The organism is Enterobacter cloacae complex sp. (assembly GCF_900322725.1).
GTDB classification, from domain to species: Bacteria; Pseudomonadota; Gammaproteobacteria; order Enterobacterales; family Enterobacteriaceae; genus Enterobacter; species Enterobacter quasihormaechei.
On the sequence record NZ_LT991957.1, the window covers coordinates 3,467,834 to 3,486,519 of the forward strand.

17 protein-coding genes are annotated in these 18,686 nt (G+C 56.6%); 15 read left to right on the forward strand and 2 right to left on the reverse strand.

All coding sequences use genetic code 11. The features are described 5' to 3' along the window. Positions 1-233 precede the first annotated feature (233 nt). From DBR02_RS17085 to nei, 7 genes are all read left to right on the forward strand, one after another. On the forward strand, positions 234-440 hold the full coding sequence (locus DBR02_RS17085; protein WP_014069366.1) for a YbfA family protein: 207 nt from the start codon (positions 234-236) through the stop codon (positions 438-440). A 392-nt stretch (positions 441-832) separates the two neighbouring features. Further along, the gene (phrB, locus tag DBR02_RS17090; RefSeq protein WP_107534933.1) at positions 833-2,245 is read left to right on the forward strand and encodes a deoxyribodipyrimidine photo-lyase; all 1,413 of its coding nucleotides are present in this window, start codon (positions 833-835) and stop codon (positions 2,243-2,245) included. Positions 2,246-2,255: 10 nt separating this feature from the next. After that, entirely contained in the window at positions 2,256-2,999 is a 744-nt protein-coding gene (locus DBR02_RS17095) for a type 2 GTP cyclohydrolase I (protein ID WP_107535663.1), read from the forward strand. Positions 3,000-3,013: 14 nt separating this feature from the next. Beyond that, positions 3,014-3,670 carry a 5-oxoprolinase subunit PxpB gene (gene pxpB, locus DBR02_RS17100; protein ID WP_064910817.1) on the forward strand — a complete coding sequence of 219 codons (657 nt, stop codon included), beginning with the start codon at positions 3,014-3,016 and terminating at the stop codon, positions 3,668-3,670. After that, entirely contained in the window at positions 3,664-4,596 is a 933-nt protein-coding gene (gene pxpC / locus DBR02_RS17105; RefSeq protein WP_107534934.1) for a 5-oxoprolinase subunit PxpC, read from the forward strand. The genes pxpB and pxpC overlap by 7 nt, the downstream gene beginning before the upstream one ends. After that, positions 4,583-5,323, forward strand: coding sequence for a 5-oxoprolinase subunit PxpA (pxpA, locus tag DBR02_RS17110; RefSeq protein ID WP_063866108.1), 741 nt, complete (start codon positions 4,583-4,585; stop codon positions 5,321-5,323). Before pxpC ends, pxpA begins: the two co-directional genes overlap by 14 nt. Positions 5,324-5,341: 18 nt before the next feature. After that, complete coding sequence (gene nei, locus DBR02_RS17115; RefSeq protein WP_107534935.1) at positions 5,342-6,133, forward strand: endonuclease VIII; 792 nt, start codon at positions 5,342-5,344, stop codon at positions 6,131-6,133. Positions 6,134-6,217: 84 nt separating this feature from the next. Here the strand turns inward: nei and DBR02_RS17120 are convergent, their stop codons facing one another. Beyond that, positions 6,218-7,501, reverse strand: a complete 1,284-nt coding sequence (locus DBR02_RS17120; protein WP_006809584.1) for a citrate synthase — start codon at positions 7,499-7,501, stop codon at positions 6,218-6,220. A 639-nt stretch (positions 7,502-8,140) separates the two neighbouring features. On the opposite strand from DBR02_RS17120, the gene sdhC reads away from it, so the two are divergent. The 8 genes from sdhC to sucD all read left to right on the forward strand — a co-directional run bounded on the left by sdhC (position 8,141) and on the right by sucD (position 17,824). After that, positions 8,141-8,545: a succinate dehydrogenase cytochrome b556 subunit gene (sdhC, locus tag DBR02_RS17135; RefSeq protein WP_026080740.1), complete on the forward strand. Its 405-nt coding sequence runs from the start codon at positions 8,141-8,143 to the stop codon at positions 8,543-8,545. Next, positions 8,539-8,886, forward strand: a complete 348-nt coding sequence (gene sdhD, locus DBR02_RS17140; protein ID WP_003858621.1) for a succinate dehydrogenase membrane anchor subunit — start codon at positions 8,539-8,541, stop codon at positions 8,884-8,886. The genes sdhC and sdhD overlap by 7 nt, the downstream gene beginning before the upstream one ends. Further along, positions 8,886-10,652: a succinate dehydrogenase flavoprotein subunit gene (gene sdhA / locus DBR02_RS17145; protein WP_003858619.1), complete on the forward strand. Its 1,767-nt coding sequence runs from the start codon at positions 8,886-8,888 to the stop codon at positions 10,650-10,652. The genes sdhD and sdhA overlap by 1 nt, the downstream gene beginning before the upstream one ends. Positions 10,653-10,667: 15 nt before the next feature. After that, a complete protein-coding gene (gene sdhB / locus DBR02_RS17150) occupies positions 10,668-11,384 on the forward strand; it encodes a succinate dehydrogenase iron-sulfur subunit SdhB (protein WP_063866112.1) in 717 nt (238 codons plus the stop codon). A 238-nt stretch (positions 11,385-11,622) separates the two neighbouring features. Continuing rightward, entirely contained in the window at positions 11,623-14,430 is a 2,808-nt protein-coding gene (sucA, locus tag DBR02_RS17155) for a 2-oxoglutarate dehydrogenase E1 component (protein WP_063449342.1), read from the forward strand. Between the two features lie 14 nt (positions 14,431-14,444). Continuing rightward, positions 14,445-15,671: a 2-oxoglutarate dehydrogenase complex dihydrolipoyllysine-residue succinyltransferase gene (gene odhB, locus DBR02_RS17160; RefSeq protein WP_107534936.1), complete on the forward strand. Its 1,227-nt coding sequence runs from the start codon at positions 14,445-14,447 to the stop codon at positions 15,669-15,671. A gap of 117 nt (positions 15,672-15,788) precedes the next feature. Then, entirely contained in the window at positions 15,789-16,955 is a 1,167-nt protein-coding gene (sucC, locus tag DBR02_RS17165) for an ADP-forming succinate--CoA ligase subunit beta (protein ID WP_017384968.1), read from the forward strand. Continuing rightward, positions 16,955-17,824 carry a succinate--CoA ligase subunit alpha gene (gene sucD, locus DBR02_RS17170; protein ID WP_006809578.1) on the forward strand — a complete coding sequence of 290 codons (870 nt, stop codon included), beginning with the start codon at positions 16,955-16,957 and terminating at the stop codon, positions 17,822-17,824. The genes sucC and sucD overlap by 1 nt, the downstream gene beginning before the upstream one ends. A gap of 85 nt (positions 17,825-17,909) precedes the next feature. Here the strand turns inward: sucD and DBR02_RS17175 are convergent, their stop codons facing one another. Further along, a complete protein-coding gene (locus tag DBR02_RS17175; protein ID WP_107534937.1) occupies positions 17,910-18,680 on the reverse strand; it encodes a hypothetical protein in 771 nt (256 codons plus the stop codon). Between the last annotated feature and the right edge of the window lie 6 nt (positions 18,681-18,686).

The following is an 18,686-nucleotide window of genomic DNA, read 5'->3' on the forward strand; positions in this document are numbered from 1 at the left end:
GGGAGGGGTGTAAAAAAAGTATAAAAATGGAAAGCCCACAATTTAACTATTGATAAGTAAATCGTTAACTTTTTTGTAACTTAATTACGGCGTGAGTGTAAATATTCACTAAATGGATGAAAATAAGTGGTCGGATGAGTAGTAAAATTACACGCAAAGCGATATTATTTTATCCAGCTCACAAATTTTGAATTTTCCGGATGACGTTTCCGGCCAACTATAGGGGAGAAAATATGGATCTTTATAAAGAGTATCCGGCTCATATCGTGTTCATGCGTCGCACTTTCGCCGTAGTGGCTGGCGTGCTGGCCCTGCCGGTGATGCTGTTCTGGAAAGATCGCGCGCGTTTTTACAGCTACCTGCACCGCGTCTGGGCGAAAACCAGCGAAAAGCCGGTGTGGATGGATCAGGCCGAGAAAGCAACCTGCGATTTCTACTGATACGACGCGACATCGTAGCCATAAAAAAACCGCCAACAGCAATGTGGCGGTTTTTTTGTCCCTCGGGATTCGCGGTCCGTTGGGGGCTTCAGGCCCTCGTCAGAGGTTACAGGCATCTATTTAGCCCTCCCACTTGCCGGGTGACGCTGCGCTTACCCGGCCTACACAGTGCAAAGATATCAATGCATTGCATGTTTCACTGTAGGCCCGTGCAAGCGTAGCGCCGCCGGGCGAAACGCACAACAAGCACTTTGTTAGCAGTCTGTAAGGCCGCCTCGGGCGGCCTTTTTTATTTCATCCCGTCTACACTTCATGGCAAAGTAGTTCAATGCATGCCTTTTTCCTTTTACGGCATGCCCTTACGGACATAATGGACAATTGCCAGGAGTTTTATGCCCACCCATCTGGTTTGGTTTCGCGCGGATTTACGCATTCACGACAACATCGCTCTCGCGGCGGCCTGCCGCGCCAAAGACGCGAATGTGCTGGCCCTGTTTATCGCCACGCCAGAGCAGTGGCAGCAGCATGATATGGCGCCCCGGCAAGCGTCTTTGCTCAGCGCGTATTTGAATGACCTGCAACATTCACTGGCCGAAAAAGGCATCCCGCTTATCTATGAAGAGGTGAACGATTTTGCCGCACAGCTTCAGACGGTGCAGGCAATCTGTAAGCAGCACGCGGTAACGCGTCTTTTTTACAACTACCAGTACGAATTTAACGAGCAGCAGCGCGACCGTCAGCTGGAGAAAACCCTTACGGGCGTGGTTTGTGAAGGCTTTGATGACAGCGTGATGCTCGCGCCGGGCAGCGTGATGACCGGCAATCACGAGATGTATAAAGTTTTCACGCCGTTTAAAAATGCGTTTATCAAGCGCCTGAAAGAGGGGCTACCCGAGTGCGTTTCCGCGCCAGCCGTGAGAGGGGATACGATAACAGGTCTGCCTGAAATCACAGTGAATTATCCTCAGCAGTCGTTCGATGAAGCGTTATTCCCCGCCAGCGAGAAAGCGGCTATTGCCCAGTTGCGTCAGTTCTGCAAGCAGGGGGCGGCACAATACGAGGCGCGTCGGGATTTTCCAGCGATTGAAGGCACCAGCCGCCTGTCGGCCTGTTTAGCGCTGGGCGTGCTCTCTCCGCGCCAGTGTTTGCATCGGCTGCTGGCGGAACAGCCTCAGGCGCTTGACGGGGGCGCGGGTGCTGTGTGGCTGAACGAACTGATTTGGCGTGAGTTTTACCGTCACCTGATGACGTATCATCCTGATTTATGTAAACATCGTCCCTTCATTCGTTGGACCGAACAGGTACAGTGGCAGTCGAATGATAAGCTGCTTCAGGCATGGCAGCGTGGACTCACCGGCTTCCCGATTGTTGATGCGGCTATGCGGCAGCTCAATGAAACCGGGTGGATGCATAACCGTCTGCGAATGATTACCGCCAGCTTCCTGGTGAAGGATCTGCTTATCGACTGGCGAACCGGAGAGCGTTATTTTATGTCTCAGCTGATCGATGGCGATCTGGCGGCGAATAACGGCGGCTGGCAGTGGGCGGCCTCCACCGGTACGGATGCGGCTCCCTATTTTCGGATCTTCAATCCGACCACGCAGGGACAACGATTTGATGCTGACGGCGAGTTTATCCGTCGCTGGCTACCTGAGCTTAAGGATGTCCCCGCCAAAGCCATTCATGAACCCTGGACATGGGCGGATAAACAGCGCGTTAACCTGAACTATCCCCGTCCGATTGTCGACCATAAACAGGCGCGCGTCGCCACGCTGGCGGCGTACGAAGCCGCCCGAAAAGCTTGAGAGAGTGATGATGAAAAACAGTGAACTGGAACGCCTGATTAACGAAAAACTTAACACCACCTCGTTTAGCGACTACGGCCCGAATGGCTTGCAGGTAGAGGGACGCGACACGGTGCAAAAAATCATCACCGGCGTGACGGCAAGCCAGGCGCTGCTGGATGAGGCGGTGCGTCAGGAAGCCGATGCAGTGATCGTCCATCACGGTTACTTCTGGAAAAACGAATCGCCGATTATTCGCGGCATGAAGCGCAACCGCCTCAAAACGCTGCTGGCGAATGACATCAACCTGTACGGGTACCACCTGCCGCTCGACGCGCATCCTGAACTGGGTAATAACGTCCAGCTTGCGCAGCTGTTGGGGATTACCGTGATGGGGGAAATTGAACCCCTGGTGCCGTGGGGCGAGCTGTCGATGCCGGTACCGGGGCTGGAGCTGGCCTCGTGGATCGAAGCGCGCCTGGGGCGTCGTCCGCTGTGGTGCGGCGACACCGGGCCGGATACCGTGAAGCGCGTGGCATGGTGCACCGGCGGCGGTCAGGGCTTTATTGACAGTGCGGCACGCTTCGGTGTCGATGCGTTCATTACCGGCGAAGTCTCCGAGCAGACCATTCATTCCGCGCGTGAACAAGGCCTGCATTTTTACGCGGCAGGCCATCATGCCACCGAGCGCGGCGGCATCCGCGCCCTCAGCGAGTGGCTGACGGAAAATACCGATCTGGATGTGACGTTTATTGATATCCCTAATCCGGCCTGATGAGAGGTAGTTAAGTGCAGCGAGCGCGTTGTTATCTTCTGGGTGAAACCGCGGTAGTTCTGGAGCTTGAGCCTCCGGTGACGCTTGCCACGCAAAAGCGTATCTGGCGCCTGGCTCAGCGACTGCCCGAGCTACCCGGCGTGGTTGAAGCTATTCCGGGTATGAATAATATCACCGTGGTGCTACGCGATCCGCACACCGGGGCGCTGGATGCCATTGAGCGTCTGCAACGCTGGTGGGAGGAGAGCGAGGCGCTGGAGCCGGAATCGCGGGCGATTGAGATCCCGGTTGTCTATGGCGGCAAAAGTGGCCCTGACCTTGGCGTGGTGGCGGAACACTGTGGATTAACGGAAAAGCAGGTCGTCGAGCTGCACAGCTCAGTCGACTATGTTGTCTGGTTTTTAGGTTTCCAGCCGGGCTTCCCCTATCTTGGCGGGTTATCGCCCCAGCTGCACACCCCGCGCCGGGCTGAGCCGCGCCTGAGCGTACCGGCGGGCAGCGTGGCGATTGGTGGCGAACAAACGGGAATTTACCCGCTCGCTTCGCCGGGCGGCTGGCAGCTTATCGGGCACACGTCCACGCCGTTATTCGAACCCGGCCATGACGCGCCCATACTCCTGCGTCCCGGTGACACCCTGCGCTTTATCCCGCAGAAGGAGGGGGTATGTTAACGCTTATTCGTGCAGGGCTCTACACCTCGGTACAGGATGCTGGCCGTTTTGGCCTGCGTCAGTCCGGCGTGAGCTACTGCGGCGCGCTCGATCGTCCTTCGCTGGAGATTGCCAACCTGCTGGTAGGCAACGCGGGCAGCACGGCGGCGTTAGAAATTACGCTGGGCCAGTGCGTTATTGAGTTTGGTGAGGAAACCTGGTTTGCCTTAACCGGCGCGGGCTGTGACGCAACGCTGGACGGCAAAGCGGTGTGGACCGGCTGGCGATTGCGGGCAAAAGCCGGGCAGCGTCTGACGCTTAAGCGTCCTCTGCACGGCGTGCGTAGCTATCTTGCCGTGGCGGGGGGCATCGACGTGCCGGAGGTGTTGGGCTCATCCAGCACTGACCAGAAAGCGGGAATGGGCGGTCATGAAGGACGGCTACTGCGCGATGGCGATCGTCTGGCGATTAAGCCCTCAGCGCGCCATTTCACCACCACGCAGGGCGTCAAGCAGTTGCTGTGGGGGAACGTGATCCGCGCCTTGCCGGGACCGGAATATCAGGAGTTTGATGAAGCCTCAAAAGAGTCTTTCTGGCGCTCGCCGTGGAAGATCAGCCCGCAGAGTAACCGTATGGGTTACCGGCTTCAGGGGCAGCCGCTGACCCGCACGACTGACCGGGAGCTACTGTCCCACGGGCTGCTGCCGGGGGTGATTCAGGTGCCGGGCAACGGGCAGCCCATCGTTCTGATGAACGACGCGCAAACTACCGGCGGCTATCCGCGTATTGCCTGCATTATCGAAGCGGATCGCTACCATCTGGCGCAAATCCCTCTCGGTCAGCCGATTCATTTTGTGCAGTGTACGCTGGAAGAGGCGCTAAAGGCCCGGCAGGATCGGCAGCGCTATCTCGAACAGCTGGCGTGGAGGCTTGATGGTAAAGATTGATTTAAACGCCGATCTGGGGGAGGGCAGCAGCGCCGATGCGGAACTGATGACGCTGGTCTCCTCGGTCAACATCGCCTGCGGTTTTCATGCCGGCGATGCGCAGACCATGCTGGAAAGCGTACGCAATGCTATGAAAAACGGCGTGGCGATTGGCGCTCATCCCAGCTTTCCCGACCGGGAGAACTTTGGCCGCACGGCGATGGATCTTCCGCCAGAGACGGTCTACGCTCAGGTGCTCTACCAGATCGGCGCGCTGGAGGCGATAGTGCGCGCTGAGCATGGCGTGCTGCGTCACGTCAAGCCGCACGGCATGCTCTATAACCAGGCAGCGAAAGATCCGGCGCTGGCGGAGGCGATAGCCCGCGCGGTGCGGGACTGCAATCCGCAGCTGATTCTGGTTGGCCTGGCGGGTAGCGAGCTTATTCGTGCCGGAGAGCGGCTGGGGCTGTCGACGCGGCAGGAAGTCTTTGCCGATCGGGGATACATGCCGGACGGCAGCCTGGTGCCGCGCACGCAGGCCGGTGCGCTGATTACCGACGAAAATAAAGCGCTGGCGCAGACGCTGGAGATGGTGCGCGCCGGGCGGGTGACCGCCGTGGATGGAACATCCGCAAATGTTCAGGCCGATACGGTGTGTTTACACGGCGACGGGGAGCATGCGCTCCAGTTTGCGAGACGCCTGCGGGCGGCGTTCTCTGAAGAGGGCATTCTCGTCAGCGCAGATTGATGATAAAAGGACAATAACATGCCTGAAGGTCCGGAGATCCGCCGCGCGGCGGATAGCCTGGAGGCGGCGATAAAGGGTAAACCTCTGACCGATGTCTGGTTTGCCTTTCCTCAACTAAAACCGTTTGAAACAGAGCTTGTGGGACAGACGGTGACCCACATTGAAACGCGCGGCAAAGCGTTGCTCACGCACTTTTCCCATAACCTGACGTTATATAGCCATAATCAGCTTTACGGCGTCTGGCGCGTGGTGGAGGCGGACGAGCAGCCGCAAACGACGCGCGTGCTGCGCGTCCGGTTACAAACGGCGGATAAGGCGATCCTGCTCTACAGCGCCTCTGATATCGAAATGTTAACGCCGGAGCAACTGCTGACGCATCCGTTCTTACAGCGCGTCGGGCCGGACGTATTGGACATGCGCCTGACGGCGAGCGATGTTAAAGCCCGGCTATTGTCTCCCCAGTTCCGCAACCGCCAGTTTTCCGGGCTGTTGCTCGATCAGGCGTTTCTTGCCGGGCTGGGAAACTACCTGCGGGTGGAGATCCTCTGGGAAGTGGGGCTGGCGCCGCAGCGCAAGGCGTCGCAGCTGAGCGATGAAAAGCTGGAGGCGCTGTCGCACGCGCTGCTGGACATTCCGCGGCTGTCGTACAATACGCGCGGCATCGTAGATGAAAACAAGCATCACGGGGCGCTGTTCCGCTTTAAGGTGTTCCATCGGGCGGGGAAAAAGTGCGAGCGGTGCGGCGGAGTGATTGAGAAGGCTACGATCTCTTCCAGACCGTTTTACTGGTGTCCCCGGTGCCAGATGTAAAAAAGCCGGGTGGCGGCTACGCCTTACCCGGCCTACATCTCGCACTTGTAGGCCCGGCAAGCGAAGCGCCGCCGGGCGTGTTTATTAGCGCTTAATGTCAGACTTAAAATCACGCTGCTCGTAGCCGGTGTACAGCTGACGAGGACGGGCGATTTTCATGCCTTCGCTGTGCATTTCGTTCCAGTGCGCAATCCAGCCCACGGTACGCGCCATGGCGAAGATCACGGTGAACATGGAGGACGGAATGCCCATCGCTTTCAGAATAATGCCAGAGTAGAAATCGACGTTCGGGTAGAGTTTCTTCTCGATGAAGTACGGGTCGTTCAGTGCGATGTGTTCCAGCTCCATCGCCACTTCCAGCAGATCGTCTTTGGTGCCCAGCTCTTTCAGCACTTCGTGGCAGGTCTCACGCATAACGGTCGCGCGCGGGTCGTAGTTTTTGTAAACACGGTGACCGAAGCCCATCAGACGGAAGGAGTCATTCTTGTCTTTCGCACGACGTACGAACTCTGGAATGTGCTCCACAGAGCTGATCTCTTCCAGCATCTTCAGCGCCGCTTCGTTCGCGCCGCCGTGCGCCGGTCCCCACAGGGAGGCGATGCCCGCAGCGATACAGGCGAACGGGTTCGCGCCTGAAGAGCCTGCGGTACGAACGGTAGACGTTGACGCGTTCTGCTCGTGGTCAGCGTGCAGGATCAGAATACGGTCCATCGCGCGTTCCAGCACCGGGTTCACTTCATACTCTTCGCACGGCGTGGAGAACATCATGCGCAGGAAGTTGCCGGCGTAGGAGAGGTCGTTACGCGGATACACAAACGGCTGGCCGATGGAGTATTTGTAACACATCGCCGCCATCGTAGGCATTTTGGAGAGCAGACGGAACGCCGCGATATCACGATGACGTGGGTTATTCACGTCCAGAGAATCGTGGTAGAACGCCGCCAGCGCACCGGTGATACCGCACATGACCGCCATCGGGTGAGAGTCACGACGGAACGCATGGAACAGACGGGTAATCTGCTCATGGATCATGGTGTGACGGGTCACGGTGGTTTTGAATTCATCGTACTGCGCCTGCGTCGGTTTTTCGCCGTTCAGCAGGATGTAGCACACTTCCAGATAGTTGGATTCGGTGGCTAACTGATCGATGGGGAAGCCGCGATGGAGCAGGATACCTTCGTCACCGTCAATGTAGGTGATTTTGGATTCGCAAGATGCGGTGGAGGTGAATCCAGGGTCAAAGGTGAATACCCCTTTGGAACCCAGCGTACGGATATCAATAACATCCTGACCGAGCGTGCCTTTTAGCACATCCAGTTCAATAGCATCATCACCATTCAGGGTGAGTTTTGCCTTTGTATCAGCCATTTACGGTCTCCTTAGCGCCTTATGCTTAAGACTGCTTTTCACCGGATTTGCCTTCAGCTGTTAATCACCGTTACCAGATTGTTATTTGGCTTACCGCTCAGCTCACGAGGAGAAACCAGGGTACAGAGCTATGGCGCCTTGCAGGTAAACGAATGAAATATCAGTGAAACAACAGCAAATCAGCGTTTTTGCAGTCCGAATTATTCAAACCTGTATATCACTAATAACTGTCCTGATAACTTCGGTCAATACCATCACACTGTTACATAACTATTTGTCAGGTGAAAGAGAGACCTCATAACTTTTGCGCATTATATGCCTTTTCTGATGACGTTTGTAACAATATTGTTTAACATTTGTCAAATCAGATGATTAAAATTTAAAAAGATGTTGTTATCGTGACCCCGATCACTGTTCCAGAGAAAACCCAACAAACTGTATGTAGGTTAATTGTAATGATTTTGTGAACGGCCTATACTGCCGCCAGGTCTCCGGAACACCCTGCAATCCCGAGCCACCCAGCGTTGTAACGTGTCGTTTTAGCATTTGGAAGCAATGTTTTGCATGACGCGCAGTTATAGAAAAGGAACGCTGTCTGACCCGCATCGCAGTCCGGAGGAAGGAAACAATAAGAACAGCATGTGGGCGTTATTCATGATAAGAAATGTGAAAAAACAAAGACCTGTCAATCTGGATCTGAAAACGATCCGATTCCCTGTAACAGCAATAGCGTCCATTCTGCACCGCGTTTCTGGTGTGATTACGTTTGTGGCGGTCGGTATTTTGTTGTGGTTACTGGGAACCAGCCTCTCCTCTCCTGAAGGATTCCTCCAGGCCTCGGCCATCATGAACAGCTTCTTCGTGAAATTTATCATGTGGGGCATTCTGACCGCGCTGGCCTATCACGTTGTTGGCGGCGTACGCCACATGCTGATGGACTTTGGCTATCTGGAAGAGACGTTCGAGGCCGGGAAACGTACCGCGAACATTTCATTTGTGATCACTGTCGTGCTTTCACTTCTCGCAGGAGTTCTCGTATGGTAAGCAACGCCTCCGCATTAGGACGCAACGGCGTACATGACTTCATTCTGGTCCGCGCTACCGCCATCGTCCTCACGCTTTACATCATCTATATGATCGGTTTCTTCGCGACCAGCGGGACGCTGACGTGGGAAATCTGGAGTGGTTTCTTCGGATCGGCCTTCACCAAAGTGTTCACCCTGCTGGCCCTGTTCTCCATCCTTATTCATGCCTGGATCGGCATGTGGCAGGTGTTGACCGATTACGTTAAACCGCTGGCGATTCGCCTTCCGCTGCAACTGATTATTGTTGTTGCTCTGCTGGTTTACGTCATTTATGGATTTGTTGTGGTGTGGGGTGTGTAATGAAACTGCCAGTCAGAGAATTTGATGCTGTTGTGATTGGTGCGGGTGGCGCAGGTATGCGCGCCGCACTGCAAATTTCCCAGAGCGGCCAGACCTGTGCGCTGCTCTCTAAAGTGTTCCCGACCCGTTCCCACACTGTGTCTGCGCAGGGCGGTATCACCGTAGCGCTGGGTAACTCCCATGAAGATAACTGGGAATGGCACATGTACGACACGGTAAAAGGTTCCGATTACATCGGCGACCAGGATGCCATCGAATATATGTGTAAAACCGGCCCGGAAGCGATTCTGGAGCTGGACCATATGGGTCTGCCGTTCTCCCGTCTGGAAAACGGTACCATCTATCAGCGTCCGTTTGGCGGCCAGTCGAAAAACTTCGGCGGCGAGCAGGCGGCACGCACCGCGGCGGCGGCTGACCGTACCGGTCACGCGCTGCTGCACACGCTGTACCAGCAGAACCTGAAAAACCATACCACCATCTTCTCCGAGTGGTATGCGCTGGATCTGGTGAAAAACGCCGATGGCGCCGTGGTGGGGTGTACCGCACTGTGCATCGAAACCGGTGAAGTGGTTTACTTCAAAGCCCGCGCGACCGTGCTGGCGACCGGCGGCGCAGGCCGTATTTATCAGTCCACCACTAACGCCCACATCAACACCGGTGACGGCGTCGGTATGGCTATTCGCGCCGGCGTGCCGGTGCAGGACATGGAGATGTGGCAGTTCCACCCAACCGGTATTGCCGGCGCGGGCGTGCTGGTCACCGAAGGTTGCCGCGGTGAAGGTGGCTACCTGCTGAACAAACACGGCGAGCGCTTCATGGAGCGTTATGCGCCAAACGCGAAGGACCTGGCGGGTCGCGACGTGGTGGCGCGTTCCATCATGATCGAAATCCGTGAAGGCCGCGGCTGCGATGGCCCATGGGGTCCACACGCGAAGCTGAAGCTCGACCATCTGGGTAAAGAGGTGCTGGAATCCCGTCTGCCGGGCATCCTGGAGCTGTCCCGCACCTTCGCCCACGTCGATCCGGTGAAAGAGCCGATTCCGGTTATCCCAACCTGCCACTACATGATGGGCGGTATCCCGACCAAAGTGACCGGTCAGGCGCTGACCGTGAACGAGCAGGGCGAAGACGTGGTCATTCCTGGCCTGTTCGCGGTAGGCGAAATTGCCTGCGTATCCGTTCACGGCGCAAACCGTCTGGGCGGCAACTCCCTGCTGGACCTGGTGGTATTTGGTCGTGCGGTGGGTCTGCATCTTCAGGAGTCCATCGCCGAGCAGGGCGCGCTGCGTGATGCAACCGACGACGAAATCGACGCCTCTCTTGAACGCCTCAACCGCTGGAACGGCAACCGTAACGGCGAAGATCCGGTGGAAATCCGTAAGGCGTTGCAGGAATGTATGCAGCACAACTTCTCGGTATTCCGTGAAGGTGACGCAATGGCCAAAGGGCTTGAGCAGCTGAAAGCGATTCGCGAGCGTCTGAAGAATGCCCGTCTGGACGACACCTCCAGCGAGTTCAACACCCAGCGCGTCGAATGCCTGGAGCTGGATAACCTGATGGAAACCGCCTTCGCGACCGCCATGTCGGCAAACTTCCGTACCGAAAGCCGTGGCGCGCATAGCCGCTTCGACTTCCCGGATCGTGATGACGAAAACTGGCTGTGCCATTCCCTGTATCTGCCAGAGTCGGAAACCATGACGCGCCGTAGCGTTAACATGGAACCGAAACTGCGTCCGGCGTTCCCGCCGAAGATTCGTACTTACTAATGCGGAGACAGGATAATGAAACTCGAATTCTCAGTTTATCGTTATAACCCGGATGTAGACGATGCTCCGCGTATGCAGGATTACACCCTCGAAGCGGAAGAAGGTCGTGACATGATGCTGCTGGATGCGTTAATCCAGCTGAAAGAACAAGATCCTACGCTGTCGTTCCGCCGCTCCTGCCGTGAAGGGGTATGTGGCTCTGACGGTGTGAACATGAACGGCAAAAACGGGCTGGCCTGCATTACGCCAATTTCAGCGCTAAACCGCCCTGGCCAGAAAATTGTTATCCGTCCTCTGCCTGGCCTGCCGGTCGTGCGTGATTTGGTGGTGGACATGGGACAATTCTATGCACAATATGAGAAGATTAAGCCTTACTTATTGAATAATGGGCAAAATCCACCCGCTCGTGAGCATTTACAGTCTCCTGAGCAGCGTGAAAAACTCGATGGATTGTACGAGTGTATTCTCTGTGCATGTTGTTCAACGTCGTGTCCGTCATTCTGGTGGAACCCGGACAAATTTATCGGCCCTGCGGGTCTGCTGGCTGCCTATCGCTTCCTGATCGACAGCCGCGATACCGAAACCGAGAACCGTCTGGAAGGATTAAGTGACGCTTTCAGCGTATTCCGCTGCCATAGCATCATGAACTGCGTCAGTGTGTGTCCTAAGGGGCTGAACCCGACGCGCGCCATCGGCCATATTAAGTCGATGCTGTTGCAACGCAGTGCGTAAGTAACAACGCCGGATGGCGCTGCGCTTATCCGGCCTACGAGACGGTAGGCCCGGTAAGTGCAGCGCCAGCGGACAGATTGCAGAAACCTTTAAAAACTGCCCTGAAGTTTAGACAGTTTCTAAAGGTTCCTTCGCGGGCCAAATGAAAAGAGCTCGCAGGTGAACCCCGGCACGTACACGGTGTGTACGTGGTAGTTTCTACGGCGAAAGTAAGCATAAAAATGCTTAAGGGATCACGATGCAGAACGGCGCAATGAAAGCCTGGCTGGACTCTTCTTACCTCTCTGGTTCAAACCAGAGCTGGATAGAACAGCTCTATGAAGACTTCTTAACCGATCCTGACTCAGTGGACGCAAACTGGCGTTCCATGTTCCAGCAGTTGCCTGGTACAGGGGTCAAACCGGATCAATTCCATTCAAAAACACGTGATTATTTCCGTCGTCTGGCGAAGGATGCCTCACGTTACTCTTCTGCGATTTCCGACCCTGACACCAATGCGAAGCAGGTTAAAGTCCTGCAACTTATCAACGCTTATCGCTTCCGTGGTCACCAGCATGCGAATCTCGATCCGCTGGGACTGTGGCAGCAGGAACGTGTGGCCGATCTCGATCCGGCCTATCACGATCTGACCGAGGCCGATTTCCAGGAAAGCTTTAACGTAGGTTCTTTTGCTATCGGCAAAGACACGATGAAGCTGGGCGATCTGATTGACGCGCTCAAGCAAACCTACTGCGGCTCCATCGGCGCGGAATATATGCACATTACCTCCACCGAAGAGAAACGCTGGATCCAGCAGCGTATCGAATCCGTGGCAGGCCACGCGAATTTCTCAGCAGATGAGAAAAAACGTTTCCTGAACGAACTGACCGCAGCGGAAGGCCTTGAGCGCTATCTGGGCGCGAAATTCCCGGGCGCGAAACGCTTCTCACTGGAAGGCGGCGATGCGTTAGTCCCGATGCTGAAAGAGCTGATTCGTCATGCCGGCAAGAGCGGCACGCGCGAAGTGGTGCTGGGCATGGCGCACCGTGGTCGTCTGAACGTGCTGGTGAACGTGCTGGGTAAAAAACCGCAGGATCTGTTCGACGAATTTGCGGGTAAACACAAAGAGCACCTCGGCACCGGTGACGTGAAGTACCACATGGGCTTCTCCTCGGATATCGAAACCGAGGGCGGTCAGGTTCACCTGGCGCTGGCGTTTAACCCGTCGCACCTGGAAATCGTCAGCCCGGTGGTTATCGGTTCCGTGCGCGCGCGTCTGGATCGTCTGGACGAGCCGAGCAGCAATAAAGTCCTGCCAATCACCATTCACGGTGATGCGGCGGTCACAGGGCAGGGCGTGGTTCAGGAAACCCTGAACATGTCGAAAGCGCGTGGTTATGAAGTGGGCGGTACCGTTCGCATCGTGATCAACAACCAGGTGGGCTTCACCACCTCTAACCCGCTGGATGCGCGTTCTACCCCGTACTGCACCGACATCGGTAAAATGGTTCAGGCGCCCATCTTCCACGTTAACGCGGATGACCCGGAAGCCGTTGCTTTCGTTACCCGTCTGGCGCTGGACTTCCGTAACACCTTCAAGCGCGATGTGTTCATTGACCTCTTCTGCTACCGCCGTCACGGCCACAACGAAGCGGATGAGCCAAGTGCAACCCAGCCGCTGATGTACCAGAAAATCAAAAAACACCCGACGCCGCGTAAAATCTACGCTGACAAGCTGGAAAGCGAAAAAGTGGCGACGCTGGAAGATGCGACCGAGATGGTCAACCTCTACCGCGACGCGCTGGATGCGGGTGAATGCGTAGTGAAAGAGCTGCGCCCAATGAACATGCACTCCTTCACCTGGTCGCCGTACCTCAACCACGAGTGGGATGAGAGCTACCCGAACAAGGTCGAAATGAAGCGTTTGCAGGAGCTGGCTAAACGCATCAGCACCGTACCGGAAGCGATCGAGATGCAGTCTCGCGTGGCCAAAATTTACGGCGACCGCCAGGCAATGGCGGCGGGCGAGAAGCTGTTCGACTGGGGCGGCGCGGAAACGCTGGCTTATGCGACGCTGGTAGACGAAGGTATTCCGGTTCGCCTGTCCGGTGAAGATGCGGGCCGCGGCACCTTCTTCCACCGTCACGCGGTGGTGCACAATCAGTCTAACGGTTCAACCTATACCCCGCTTCAGCACGTGCATAACGGTCAGGGCCAGTTCAAGGTCTGGGACTCCGTGCTGTCAGAAGAAGCGGTTCTGGCCTTTGAATACGGCTATGCCACCGCAGAACCGCGCACCCTGACCATCTGGGAAGCGCAGTTCGGTGACTTCGCCAACGGCGCGCAGGTGGTTATCGACCAGTTCATCTCCTCCGGCGAGCAGAAGTGGGGCCGTATGTGCGGCCTGGTGATGCTGCTGCCGCACGGTTACGAAGGACAAGGACCGGAGCACTCCTCCGCGCGTCTGGAGCGTTATCTGCAACTCTGCGCCGAGCAGAACATGCAGGTTTGCGTGCCGTCCACCCCGGCTCAGGTCTACCACATGCTGCGTCGTCAGGCGCTGCGCGGTATGCGCCGTCCGCTGGTGGTCATGTCACCAAAATCACTGCTGCGCCATCCGCTGGCGGTCTCCAGCCTGGAAGAGCTGGCAAACGGCACCTTCCTGCCGGCCATCGGTGAAATTGACGAGCTGGATCCGCAGGCCGTTAAGCGTGTCGTAATGTGTTCTGGTAAGGTTTATTACGACCTGCTGGAACAGCGCCGTAAGAACGATCAGAAAGATGTCGCCATTGTGCGTATCGAACAGCTTTATCCGTTCCCGCATCAGGCGATGCAGGAAGTGCTGAAACAGTACGCTCACGTTCATGATTTTGTCTGGTGCCAGGAAGAGCCGCTTAACCAGGGCGCATGGTATTGCAGCCAGCATCATTTCCGTGAAGTGATTCCATTTGGGTCTGCTCTGCGTTATGCAGGTCGCCCGGCCTCCGCCTCTCCGGCGGTAGGGTATATGTCCGTTCACCAGAAGCAGCAACAAGATCTGGTCAATGACGCGCTGAACGTCGATTAATTAAAGGATACATAATGAGTAGCGTAGATATTCTTGTTCCCGACCTGCCTGAGTCCGTAGCAGATGCAACCGTCGCCACCTGGCACAAAAAACCAGGCGACGCGGTAACCCGCGACGAAGTGCTGGTAGAAATCGAAACTGACAAAGTGGTACTGGAAGTACCGGCTTCAGCGGATGGCATTCTGGATGCAGTCCTGGAAGATGAAGGTACGACCGTCACCTCTCGTCAGATCCTGGGTCGCCTGCGTGAAGGCAATAGCGCAGGTAAAGCGTCCAGCGCTAAATCTGAAGAGAAAGCGTCTACCCCGGCCCAGCGCCAGCAGGCGTCTCTCGAAGAGCAGACCAACGACGCGCTCAGCCCAGCGATCCGTCGTCTGCTGGCTGAACACAGCCTTGACCCGGCTGCCATCAAAGGCACCGGTGTGGGCGGTCGTCTGACGCGTGAAGACATCGACAAGCATCTGGCTAAAGCGCCTTCTGAGGCGAAAGCCGAAGCGAAAGCGCCTGCGGCAGCGCCAGCGGCACAGCCTCAGCTTGGCGCACGTAGCGAAAAACGCGTGCCGATGACCCGTCTGCGCAAGCGCGTGGCCGAGCGTCTGCTGGAAGCGAAAAACTCCACCGCGATGCTGACCACCTTCAACGAAGTCAACATGAAACCTATCATGGACCTGCGCAAGCAGTACGGTGACGCGTTTGAAAAACGTCACGGTATCCGTCTGGGCTTCATGTCCTTCTACGTGAAGGCGGTGGTTGAAGCGCTGAAACGCTACCCGGAAGTGAACGCGTCTATCGATGGCGATGACGTGGTTTACCACAACTACTTCGACGTCAGCATGGCGGTTTCTACCCCGCGCGGCCTGGTAACGCCAGTTCTGCGTGATGTGGATACCCTGGGCATGGCTGACATCGAGAAGAAAATCAAAGAGCTGGCTGTGAAAGGCCGCGACGGCAAGCTGACCGTAGAAGACCTGACCGGCGGTAACTTCACCATTACCAACGGCGGCGTATTCGGCTCGCTGATGTCTACCCCGATCATCAACCCGCCGCAGAGCGCGATCCTGGGTATGCACGCCATTAAAGATCGCCCGATGGCAGTAGACGGTAAAGTGGAGATCCTGCCGATGATGTACCTGGCACTCTCTTACGATCACCGCCTGATCGACGGCCGCGAGTCCGTGGGCTTCCTGGTCGCGATTAAAGAGCTGCTGGAAGATCCAACGCGTCTGCTGCTGGACGTTTAGTGACTATTTAGCATCACCTGCCCTGTAGGCCGGATAAGCGTAGCGTCAGCCGGCGCACAGACCGCGCCGGTCTACAGGTTTGAAGATAACGATTACCCTGAAGGATGGATAGAACACATGAACTTACATGAATATCAGGCCAAACAGCTGTTTGCCCGGTATGGCTTACCGGCTCCGGTGGGTTATGCCTGTACTACCCCGCGTGAAGCAGAAGAAGCCGCGTCTAAAATCGGTTCCGGCCCGTGGGTAGTTAAATGTCAGGTTCACGCTGGTGGCCGTGGTAAAGCGGGCGGTGTGAAGGTCGTTAAGAGCAAAGAAGAGATCCGTGCGTTTGCTGAACATTGGCTCGGCAAGCGTCTGGTAACCTACCAGACAGACGCGAACGGCCAGCCGGTTAACCAGATCCTGGTGGAAGCAGCGACCGATATCGCGAAAGAGCTGTACCTGGGCGCAGTCGTAGACCGTAGCTCCCGTCGCGTGGTGTTCATGGCGTCTACCGAAGGCGGCGTGGAAATTGAAAAAGTGGCGGAAGAAACCCCGCACCTGATCCATAAAGTGGCTATCGATCCGCTGGCGGGCCCAATGCCTTACCAGGGTCGCGAGCTGGCGTTCAAACTGGGTCTGGAAGGTAAGCTGGTTCAGCAGTTCACCAAGATCTTCATGGGTCTGGCAACCATCTTCCTGGAGCGCGATCTGGCGCTGATCGAGATCAACCCGCTGGTGATCACCACCCAGGGCGACCTGATCTGCCTCGACGGCAAGCTGGGCGCTGACGGCAACGCGCTGTTCCGCCAGTCCGATCTGCGTGAAATGCGCGACCAGTCTCAGGAAGACCCGCGTGAAGCGCAGGCTGCACAGTGGGAACTGAACTACGTGGCGCTGGATGGCAACATCGGCTGCATGGTTAACGGTGCGGGCCTGGCGATGGGCACCATGGACATCGTTAAGCTGCACGGCGGCGAGCCGGCGAACTTCCTCGACGTGGGCGGTGGCGCAACCAAAGAGCGCGTAACCGAAGCGTTCAAAATTATTCTCTCTGACAGCAACGTTAAAGCCGTTCTGGTTAACATCTTCGGCGGTATCGTCCGTTGCGACCTGATCGCCGACGGTATCATCGGTGCGGTAGAAGAAGTGGGCGTTAACGTTCCGGTTGTTGTCCGTCTGGAAGGAAACAACGCTGAACTCGGCGCGAAAAAACTGGCTGACAGCGGCCTGAATATTATTGCAGCGAAAAGTCTGACGGATGCAGCTCAGCAGGTTGTTGCCGCAGTGGAGGGGAAATAATGTCCGTTTTAATTAATAAAGATACCAAGGTTATCTGCCAGGGCTTCACCGGTAGCCAGGGGACTTTCCACTCCGAACAGGCGATTGCCTACGGCACGCAGATGGTTGGCGGCGTAACGCCAGGTAAAGGCGGCACCACGCACCTGGGCCTGCCGGTGTTCAACACCGTGCGTGAAGCCGTAGAAGCGACCGGCGCAACCGCGACCGTGATCTACGTTCCGGCGCCATTCTGCAAAGACTCCATTCTGGAAGCGATCGACGCAGGCATCAAACTGATCATCACCATTACCGAAGGTATCCCGACGCTGGATATGCTGACCGTGAAGGTGAAGCTGGATGAAGCGGGCGTGCGCATGATCGGCCCGAACTGCCCAGGCGTGATCACCCCGGGCGAATGCAAAATCGGCATCATGCCGGGCCACATTCACAAGCCGGGTAAAGTGGGCATCGTGTCCCGTTCCGGTACCCTGACCTATGAAGCGGTTAAGCAGACCACCGACTACGGTTTCGGCCAGTCTACCTGTGTAGGCATCGGCGGTGACCCGATCCCGGGCTCTAACTTCATCGACATCCTGAAGCTGTTCCAGGAAGATCCGCAGACCGAAGCGATCGTGATGATCGGCGAGATCGGCGGTAGCGCCGAAGAAGAAGCGGCGGCTTACATCAAAGATCACGTCACCAAGCCGGTAGTGGGTTACATCGCGGGTGTGACCGCGCCGAAAGGCAAGCGTATGGGTCACGCGGGCGCGATCATCGCTGGCGGTAAAGGTACGGCGGATGAGAAGTTTGCCGCGCTGGAAGCCGCAGGCGTGAAGACCGTTCGCAGCCTGGCGGATATCGGCGAAGCGCTGAAATCCATCATTAAGTAAATCCTCTCTGCTCCCCGGATGGGGAGCGTTAAAGTATAAAAATGTCCGTTTCGACATGGTTGGCCGCTGAATAGCGGCCTTTTTTTTACATGACGACGCTGAAACCGGCAAAGAGGGTAAATTTCGGCAGATTGTCCCCGTCGTGCGCAACCGTCCATTGCGGCTCGACAAAGGCGCTGACCACTTTTCCTCCCACTCCCCAGGCGCGCCCGCCGCCAATGCCAACCGGAATGTAATAATCATCCGACTCCCGATCCCAGGTCCAGATGCCCGAGCTGCGCAAATACCAGCCGCCCTGAAACTTATAGATAAAGATCGGCTGGAACGTCGCGGTCTCTACGTCGTCGCGCGCGTCGTCTCCGGCAAAGCTTTTCTGCCATTGCACCAGCGTGCCCGCCATCCAGCCGGGGGTGGATTTGATCGCAACGGCAGAGAGTCCGCCCTGCCATTTGCCGCTGCCCAGCGCGTCGTCGCTGGCGGAGTCTGCCGTGATGAGCGGCCCCACGCCAATTTTTACCCCCTCCTGTTTGAGCAGGAAAATATCAAATACGTTGATATCGCCAGGCCCGGTCTTATAGCCCTGCGGCTGTGGGCGGGTTGCCATCGGAACGGTTAAGCGAAGGATCTGCGGCACGGGTACCCAGCTGTTAGCGGCTAACGGAACGGTTGCGCGAAAGAGCGTATCGTTGAGATGCCGATCGCTGTTGTAAAGCTCAGGCGTGTAGTAATCCTGAAGCGCAACGGAGGTCGAAAGGTGTAACGGGTTGGTGGCTTTTTCAATGGCATCCTCTACCGCGGCGTGGCCGAGAGCCGGCATCAGCATCATCAGGCCGGGTAACAGTAAACGGTTTCGCATGTTGTC